We start from the raw sequence: 8258 nt of genomic DNA, 5'->3' as shown, positions 1-8258 counted from the left end.
AAATTGTCATTCTTCCAATTTACGAGCGACAGCTCCCTTTACACAAGGGAGCCTTATTTGCTAAAATTCAACACTTTGCATTTATCACTACAAACCCTAATTTATCTAACTAAAATTTACACACACAAACTTAGAAAAGCAATTTGCAACGGAAAATAATTATAATCACAATAATAAAATTTAATCATAACATTAAAATAAAGGCAAAAAGAAAACTCCCTAAAAAGGGAGTTTTTCGTTTTAAATTTTACTTTAAAATAAATTTGACAGTAACTAAAGTTTAATTACAACTAAGCTTTAATTACAACACTTTGAGAGCAACTAACTAAATTAGTTAGCTTTATTTGCTTGAGCGGTCTTTAGGGCTTTGTGTAGCCATGCTTCAGCAATATCCATAGCAAGGAAAAGACCGGCTTTTTCGCTGGACTTTACAATCTGCTTTCTTGGAGACAGGTCAGGGTCAGTAGCCATTAGCTGAACAGCCACCTTATCAGCTACCTTTAGACCGTTAACATCTTTAGTTGACTTAACAACAAGATGGATAACATAAGGTTCATCCATACTGCCGTAATATAATTCATTGCCACATCTTACAAGTGGCTTGCCCTTGTATGTCATAAATTCTTTTTTATCTGCCATAAAAAGTAAACCTTCTTTCACAAAAAAGACGCAAGTGTAGTAGGCACTTGCGAATCTCAAATTTCAAATTTCTTCCAAAAATACTTGTTAAATATTCAAATATGATTTCACAAGTGCTTCCAGTAACTCATCCCTGTCAATAGAACTAATAATGTTACGAGCATTATTATATGTTGTGATATAAGTAGGATCTTCTGAAAGAATGTAACCAACAAGCTGATTAATTGGGTTATAGCCTTTCTGCTTTAGAGAATTATAAACAGAAATCATTGCATTCTTAATCTCTTGGTCACGGTCACCGTTAATTGAGAAAATCATTGTCTTATCTAACATAAGGAAACACCTCCAACTATAAGTAGTAATAAAAGCTATATGCCCTTATCATCAATTAATATAATACTAACATATAAAGGTGTTTGTGTCAACTGATTATTGCATATTTTGAACAAAAAATTACGGGCTACCACAATATTTAGTAGTAGCCCTATAAATTAACCTCTTAAAGAAACATTAATTCCCTTTAGATTTTCAACAATTTTGTCCATAACTTTCTGAACTTCAGCAGAAGAAAGTGTTCTTTCGTTGGAAGAAAATTCAAAACGAATTGTCATACTGTGGATTGTTTCTGTATCGTATGTGTCAACAATCTTTGTATTCTTAAGAATTTCTGTACCAACATTTTTCCAACATTCCTGTAACTGAGAATAGAAAACATCAGGAGAAAGCTCTAGGCTTAGGTCATATGTCATTGGTGGGAACTTTGATGGTTCTTCATACTGAATACTTGAGTTCTCAACACCGGCAAATTCCTTAATATCAATTTCAGCAAATACAATATTTGCTTTCTTATCAATATTCTTGTTTACTACAGGATGAACAATACCTACCTTACCGATAGTCTTGCCATCAAGGATAACCTTGTTTAGGTTAACAGGATGTTCATAGCTCTTAGTAGCTTCCATTACTTCAAATGTTAATGACTTATGCTTTAGGTCATCAGTAATTGTAGCAAGAATATCTCTTAGTTCAATGTAAAGATCCTTAATATCAGCAGTTTTGCTATATAGTGTAATAGCAAGGTTCTTCTTTTCAATACACTTGTTGTCACTGTCCAGACCTTCAACAACTCTGCCGATTTCAAAGATACCGAATTCAGGAGCATAACCAACATTTGACTTAACCTGACAAAGCTGAGTTGGAATAATTGACTTTCTGATTGTTTCAATGTTAGGGTTAGTAGCGTTGGCAAGTTTGATATTTTCTTCTACAGGAATACCAAGTGCCTTTTGTTCATCACTATAAGCCCATACATAAGAATGTACTTCATGAAGGTTGTACTTCTTAACAAGCATATCCTTAATCTTTTCTTCATCAGCCTTAACCTCATCCATTCTTACAGGATAAAGTGGTGAACGAGTTGTATTGATTTCAAAGTTATCGTAACCGTAAATTCTTGTGATTTCTTCAATAATATCAGCCTTGATAGTAACATCCTTAGTTGCTCTCCAGGAAGGAACTACAACTGCAAAGTTGTCATTTTCAAGAGTAACCTTAAAGCCAAGTGACTCTAGAGTCTTTACAATAGTGTCATTGCTGATTTCAATACCTGTGTATCTGTCAACAAAGTTCTTGTCAAAGTCAAGTTCTACTGTATCGTAGTGATAAGCATATTCATCTGTTAGAGAAGAAACAACCTTAATGTCTGAGTCGTACTTCTTTAGTAGGTTAACAAATCTACCGATAGCAGTAACTGTCATTTCAGGGTCAAGTGACTTTTCATATCTCATAGATGCATCTGTTCTGTGAGCAAGTCTTACAGTTGACTTTCTAACTGATACTGAGTCAAATGTAGCTGATTCCAAAGTTAGTGTTGTTGTATCGTCAACAATTTCAGAGTCAAGGCCACCCATAATACCTGCAATTGCAACAGGTGTGTTATCGTTACAAATCATCAATGTATTTTCATCGATATTTCTGTCAACACCATCAAGTGTCTGGAAAGTGAATGGCTTGTCAAAACGCTTAATTCTGATTTTTTCAACTTTTCTTGAGTCAAATGCGTGCATTGGCTGACCCATTTCAAGCATTAAGTAGTTAGTTAAGTCAGCAAGGAAGTTGATACCTCTCATACCACAATAGAATAGTCTAATTCTCATATTTACAGGGCTGATGTTTCTGTTGATATTTTCAACCTGTAAGCAAGAATATCTTTGGCATAGAGGGTCTTCGATTTTCATATCAATCTTTGGTAGATTGTTGTATGCCTTTAAGTCGTCAACTTCAAGTGGCTTTAGTTCTCTATGTGCTAAAGCTGCAAATTCTCTTGCAATACCGTAGTGACCCCATAGGTCAGGACGGTTAGTTAGTGACTTGTTGTCAACTTCAAAAATAATATCGTCAATAGCATAAACATCTTTAATATCTGTACCGTTAGCTACATCATCGGTAATATCCATAATACCTGAGTTATCGTCACTAATGCCGATTTCAGCCTCAGAACAACACATACCATTTGACATATAACCGGCTAGTGGTCGTGGTGCAATTTCAATTTCACCAATCTTAGCACCAACCTTAGCAAAAGCAGTTTTCATACCTACTCTTACATTAGGTGCACCACAAACAACATCAGTAAGTTCATCTTCACCGGCATCAACCTTTAGTAGGTGAAGTTTCTTTGACTCAGGGTGTTCTTCAACAGACTTAATCTCTGCTACAACAACACCACTTAAATCAGAGCCTTTGAAGAAAATATCATTCTCAACCTCTGCAGTAGAAAGGGAGAATTGATGAATTAAATCAACTTTGTCAAGACCACTTAGGTCAACAAAATCTTCAATCCAGTTCATAGATAAAAACATAATTAAAACCTCCCTTATTTATCGTCAGTAAACTGTGATAATGACTTTAAGTTACCACTGTTTAAATCTCTAATATCTTTTACGCCATACTTCATCATAACAAGTCTTGTTAGACCAAGACCAAAGGCAAAGCCTGTATACTTTTCAGGGTCAATGCCACCTTCTCTTAGAACCTCAGGGTGAATCATACCACATGGGCAAAGTTCAAGCCAACCACTGTGCTTACAAGATGCACAACCTTCACCACCACAGATTAGACAGCTAATGTCAAGTTCAAAACCCGGTTCAACAAATGGGAAAAAACCCGGACGAAGTCTTACCTTAATATCTTTTTGGAAAACTTCTGAAAGCATAGTTTTCATAAAGTAAATTAGGTTGGAAATGCTAATATCCTTATCAACCATAACACCTTCCATCTGGAAGAATGTGTTTTCGTGACAAGCATCGGTTGCTTCATTTCTAAAGCATCTGCCCGGGAAAATTGCTCTGATTGGTACATCGTTTTCAATTAGGTTCTTGCCGTATTTCTTAAGAATAGCATTCTGTGCTGCTGAAGTCTGTGACTTTAGTAGCTGACCGTTTTCAAGATAATATGTGTCCTGCATATCTCTTGCAGGGTGATGCTTAGGAATGTTTAGGGATTCAAAACATTCATAGTCAGTAACAACTTCTGAATAATCCTCAACAGTAAAACCCATTGAACGGAAAATTTCTTCGCATTGTCTTTGTACAAGAGTGATTGGGTGATATGAACCTCTAACTAAATTAGCAGGAGTTGTAATATCAATCTTAGGCATTGAGTTGATTTCTTTCTCAATTTCCTTAGCCTTTAGTTCAGCTGTTTTTTCTTCAATGTTCTTTGCAACAGTTGCCTTAAGTTCATTTACTTTCTTACCAAATTCTTTTCTTTCTTCATTAGAAAGTTCCTTCATTCCCTTTAAAAGACCGGTTACACTACCTTTTTTACCAAGGTAAGCAACTCTTACTTTGTCAAGGTCAACGAGGTTTTGGATTTTTTCAAGTTCATTTTTTAATTCTTTTTTTAGATTAATGATTTTTTCGTCCATTTTTACCTCCATAAAAAATAAAGTCCCAGAGAAAACCTCTGGGACGAATAATTAAATCCGTGGTACCACCCACATTTTTGCACTGAGCAAACACTCTGTTGTCATATAACGGTGACTACCGTCAACACCTACTGTAAATGTTTTTTACGGGCGAACAATGTTCGCCCCTACAAATTGTTTGTTAATAAACGGTGGAACAATGTTTTCCTCTACAAATGTTTGTTAATAAATAAGCAAACAAGTTCACTTTACATTTTGTTCAGTGTTGCCACTCAGAAGGGAACTTCATAACTAAAAATAATTTCTTGCTTTCAGCCAAGGCAAAAATCTCTTTGATTATTTCTTTAGTCACTACTTTCTTCGTCATAGTGTTACATATCTCTATTATATTAACATTTATCAATGTGTAATGCAAGTATTTGTAATTATTTTGTTGTATTTTTTTATTATTTATGTTATCATTCTATTAACAAAGGAGAGATATAAATGGACGGATTTTGCGAACAGGTTGTTAAGAGAAAAAGAAAAGCTAAGGACAATATTTTAGCAGTAGTATATATTTTACTTTCACTAATTATTCCGGCAGTATGTATTAGCCTTGCTTATGTTATTTCTGCTTATTTTATTTACATAGGGTTCTTCCTACTTCTTGCTTTAGTGCCAACTGCACTTTTGCTTATTAATTATCAGAAAATTGAATATGAGTATTCAGTAGTTGACAATACTCTTAATGTTGACAAGATTATTGCTAAAAGAAGAAGAAAAAAGATTGTCAGAATTCGTATTGACGAAATCAAAGAGATGGTTAAGTTTAACGAAAAATATACCGGCAAAAGAATCAACAAGTATTTTATTGCAGTTGATAATGTTAATGATGATGATGTTTATGCATTTACATTTTATAATGAAGCAAGAGGCAACCTTGCAGTAGTTATGAAACCTAACAACACTATTCTTGAGGGTATGCGACCAAAGCTAAACCCAAGTATTCAAATTCAGGTTGTTAAGTTACTTAGAAATGTACAGTAATTTTTATTATGGAGCAAGATTATGAAAGAAATTAATTATCAGTTCCTAAAAAATACTATCAAACCACGCCCATACAATGCCCATAAGGGTAGTATGGGTTCTTTGTTATCTATTTGTGGTAGTTATGGTATGGCAGGTGCAGAGATTTTATCTGCTAAATCAGCTTTAAGGACAGGTGTTGGACTACTTAGACTATTAATATTAAAATCAGTTTACCCTATTGTTGCACAAGTTGTACCGGAGGCAGTTTTCTTACCGGTTGATAACAGTGATAAACCTTCTTTCGGTATGAAGAATATTGACACTATAAATGAAAATGTAGAAAAGTCAAAGGCTTTACTTATTGGTTGTGGTCTTTCCCACAATAAAGATACAGAAAGCCTTGTACAGTATCTTGTAAAAAACTGTAAAATTCCTATGGTACTTGATGCTGATGGTCTAAACTGTATTGCAAATCATATACATTTACTAAAGGAAAAAAGTTGTGATATTATCATCACACCACATCCCGGAGAAATGAGTAGACTGACAGGACTTACGGTAAAAGAAATCTCAGCTAATCCACAAAAGGTAGCAGAGGACTTTAGCAGAGAATACGGTGTTGTAACTGTACTAAAAGGTGCTGACACAGTTATTTCTAACGGTGAAGAAACATATATTAGTTATGCAGGAAATCCCGGAATGGCTACCGGTGGCAGTGGTGATGTTTTGGCAGGGATTATCTCTTCCCTACTTGCACAAGGATATTCACCTATTAACAGTGCCTGTTGTGGTGTATTTATTCACGGTAGTGCAGGTGATGAAACAAAGAAAATTCTTGGTGAAGCATCTATGTTGCCAAGTGATATTGTTGAAAACATCTACAAAGTGTTTAAAAATATAGAATAATAAAACAAAGAACAAATAAAAATTAAGAAGTAAAAAACAAACATTTCAATTTCGGATGGTGATAATTTGAAGAAAGGTTTGTTTTTTCTTTTTGCAATTATTTTTCTTTTCTCAGGTTGCAAGAAAGAAATGACAGTAAATAATTATTTTTCTGCTAAGGTATTTATTAGCAGCGGTGACTTTAGTGCAAAGGGTGACTTCTGTAGGAACAGTGACGGTGATATTTCTCTGAAAATTTCTTCACCTGAAAATCTAAAGGGCTATACATATAAAGTAAAAGACAGTTCTGTAAAAATGACTTTTCAAGGTTTAAACTGTACATATAATATAAATAAATTTAACCATAAAGCACCTATAAAAATAATGAAAAATGTTCTTGATGAATTTGATAATTCCAAGTCACTGTTACAGGATAAGGGTGAATTTTATCAAATGAAAATTGATGACTATGTTCTAAAGGTCAACAACAATGGGTTTGTTGACAGTATAAGCAACAGTAACATTCACATAACCTTTGTAAATGGAAAAGCAATTCCACAAAAGGTTAGTAATAGTTAACATTAACCCCAAGTGAATTTTTCCGTAATATATAATGTCAAAGAATAAAAAGAAATTGTTTTGGCAACAATATTAATAGAAAAATTCTGGGAGTGAAATTATGACAGTTAAGCGTGGAGATATATATTATGCTGACCTAAGTCCTGTTGTTGGCAGCGAACAAGGAGGAGTTAGACCGGTACTTATTGTACAAAATGATGTTGGCAATAAATATTCACCGACAGTTATTGCAGCAGCAATTACAAGCCAACACCAAAAGGCTAAACTTCCAACACATATTGAGATAAATGGTAGCAAAAGTGGACTGGCAAAGGACTCTGTAGTTTTGCTGGAACAAATTCGCACAATAGACAAAAAGCGACTTAGAGAAAAAATGGGAGAAGTAGAATTTAACTCTATGAATCAAGTTGATGAAGCACTATCAATCTCATTCGGTATTAACAACAGACTTACTACATAACTACCTTGTAGTAAGAGTTTTAGCGATAATACACAAATTTCTTGCCTTTACAGAAATTATATTGTAAACAAAATATTGCACAAAAATTGCAAAAAGCACTTGAAAACCACAATATATAGTGGTAATATAGATGTACACTCAAAAAAGAAGAATAACAAAATAATGGAGGTAAGAGTTATGACACTAACAATTAATGGCGATATGAGTAAAAAAGAAGCTAATCTATATGTACAGCAGTTAAAGGAAAAAAATCCTGATAAATATTTCAAGACAGTTGATATTACTGTTGACGGTGAATATGTTGATGTTAACTACACATATGACGAAGTTCCTTTTGAAAGAATCAGAAGAATCACAGGTTACCTAGTAGGTACTGTTGACAGATTTAATGACGCTAAAAGAGCTGAAGTTAACGATAGAGTTAAGCATAGCCTAACAAAGTGTTGCTCAGCAGAAGAAATTGCTTAAGTTTTTGATAAAAGTAATTTAAGTTTATAGCAGATTTGTTTATATGTTTTAGATTAATTTTTATATTAGATTTTTCATAGATATATCCTTAGAAAATCAAAATATCTAAAACAAAAATCTAACTTAAACGAAATTAAATATACAGAGAATATTGTTTATAATCTTCTCCTTTTATCTAATTAGTGGCTACCCATAAGGATAGCCACTTTTCTTGTATAACGAAAACCCCCGATTGTATCGGGGGTTCAAAAAAGCTTTAGCGATGAGTATAAAAAACAAACTCCTTCT

General features: G+C 33.7%; 9 protein-coding genes and 1 other annotated feature. Of the genes, 5 read left to right on the top strand and 4 right to left on the bottom strand.

Going from position 1 to position 8258, the window contains the following annotated elements:
- Positions 1–330: 330 nt before the first annotated feature.
- The 4 genes from WMO18_RS10060 to pheS form a co-directional block, all read right to left on the bottom strand.
- Complete coding sequence (locus WMO18_RS10060; RefSeq protein WP_211148225.1) at positions 331–639, bottom strand: hypothetical protein; 309 nt, start codon at positions 637–639, stop codon at positions 331–333.
- A gap of 87 nt (positions 640–726) precedes the next feature.
- Entirely contained in the window at positions 727–972 is a 246-nt protein-coding gene (locus WMO18_RS10055; RefSeq protein ID WP_022505451.1) for an IreB family regulatory phosphoprotein, read from the bottom strand.
- A gap of 158 nt (positions 973–1130) precedes the next feature.
- Positions 1131–3500, bottom strand: coding sequence for a phenylalanine--tRNA ligase subunit beta (pheT, locus tag WMO18_RS10050; protein ID WP_211148226.1), 2370 nt, complete (start codon positions 3498–3500; stop codon positions 1131–1133).
- Positions 3501–3514: 14 nt separating this feature from the next.
- Positions 3515–4567, bottom strand: a complete 1053-nt coding sequence (gene pheS / locus WMO18_RS10045) for a phenylalanine--tRNA ligase subunit alpha (protein ID WP_022505453.1) — start codon at positions 4565–4567, stop codon at positions 3515–3517.
- Positions 4568–4603: 36 nt separating this feature from the next.
- Positions 4604–4943 (bottom strand) — a binding site (T-box leader).
- Between the two features lie 110 nt (positions 4944–5053).
- Here pheS and WMO18_RS10040 point away from each other — a divergent pair.
- The 5 genes from WMO18_RS10040 (at position 5054) to nrdD (ending at position 7970) form a co-directional block, all read left to right on the top strand.
- Entirely contained in the window at positions 5054–5596 is a 543-nt protein-coding gene (locus WMO18_RS10040; RefSeq protein ID WP_022505454.1) for a DUF6106 family protein, read from the top strand.
- A 21-nt stretch (positions 5597–5617) separates the two neighbouring features.
- Positions 5618–6484 carry an NAD(P)H-hydrate dehydratase gene (locus tag WMO18_RS10035; RefSeq protein ID WP_211148227.1) on the top strand — a complete coding sequence of 289 codons (867 nt, stop codon included), beginning with the start codon at positions 5618–5620 and terminating at the stop codon, positions 6482–6484.
- A 66-nt stretch (positions 6485–6550) separates the two neighbouring features.
- Positions 6551–7042 (top strand): hypothetical protein, encoded by a 492-nt coding sequence (locus WMO18_RS10030; protein ID WP_022505456.1) that lies wholly within the window; start codon positions 6551–6553, stop codon positions 7040–7042.
- Positions 7043–7142: 100 nt separating this feature from the next.
- On the top strand, positions 7143–7502 hold the full coding sequence (locus WMO18_RS10025) for a type II toxin-antitoxin system PemK/MazF family toxin (protein ID WP_022505457.1): 360 nt from the start codon (positions 7143–7145) through the stop codon (positions 7500–7502).
- 177 nt (positions 7503–7679) lie between these two features.
- Positions 7680–7970 carry an anaerobic ribonucleoside-triphosphate reductase gene (gene nrdD, locus WMO18_RS10020; RefSeq protein WP_022505458.1) on the top strand — a complete coding sequence of 97 codons (291 nt, stop codon included), beginning with the start codon at positions 7680–7682 and terminating at the stop codon, positions 7968–7970.
- Positions 7971–8258 lie beyond the last annotated feature (288 nt).

Origin of the sequence: Ruminococcoides intestinihominis, assembly GCF_040096285.1 — a bacterium.
Classification (GTDB): domain Bacteria; phylum Bacillota; class Clostridia; order Oscillospirales; family Acutalibacteraceae; genus Ruminococcoides; species Ruminococcoides intestinihominis.
This window is presented reverse-complemented; position numbering and strand designations above follow the sequence as displayed.

What these genes read in the sequence shown, in the direction of transcription:
- WMO18_RS10060 (WP_211148225.1), bottom strand. Translation starts at nt 639, where the DNA reads ATGGCAGATAAAAAAGAATTTATGACATACAAGGGCAAGCCACTTGTA.
- WMO18_RS10055 (WP_022505451.1), bottom strand. Translation starts at nt 972, where the DNA reads ATGTTAGATAAGACAATGATTTTCTCAATTAACGGTGACCGTGACCAA.
- pheT (WP_211148226.1), bottom strand. Translation starts at nt 3,500, where the DNA reads ATGTTTTTATCTATGAACTGGATTGAAGATTTTGTTGACCTAAGTGGT.
- pheS (WP_022505453.1), bottom strand. Translation starts at nt 4,567, where the DNA reads ATGGACGAAAAAATCATTAATCTAAAAAAAGAATTAAAAAATGAACTT.
- WMO18_RS10040 (WP_022505454.1), top strand. Translation starts at nt 5,054, where the DNA reads ATGGACGGATTTTGCGAACAGGTTGTTAAGAGAAAAAGAAAAGCTAAG.
- WMO18_RS10035 (WP_211148227.1), top strand. Translation starts at nt 5,618, where the DNA reads ATGAAAGAAATTAATTATCAGTTCCTAAAAAATACTATCAAACCACGC.
- WMO18_RS10025 (WP_022505457.1), top strand. Translation starts at nt 7,143, where the DNA reads ATGACAGTTAAGCGTGGAGATATATATTATGCTGACCTAAGTCCTGTT.
- nrdD (WP_022505458.1), top strand. Translation starts at nt 7,680, where the DNA reads ATGACACTAACAATTAATGGCGATATGAGTAAAAAAGAAGCTAATCTA.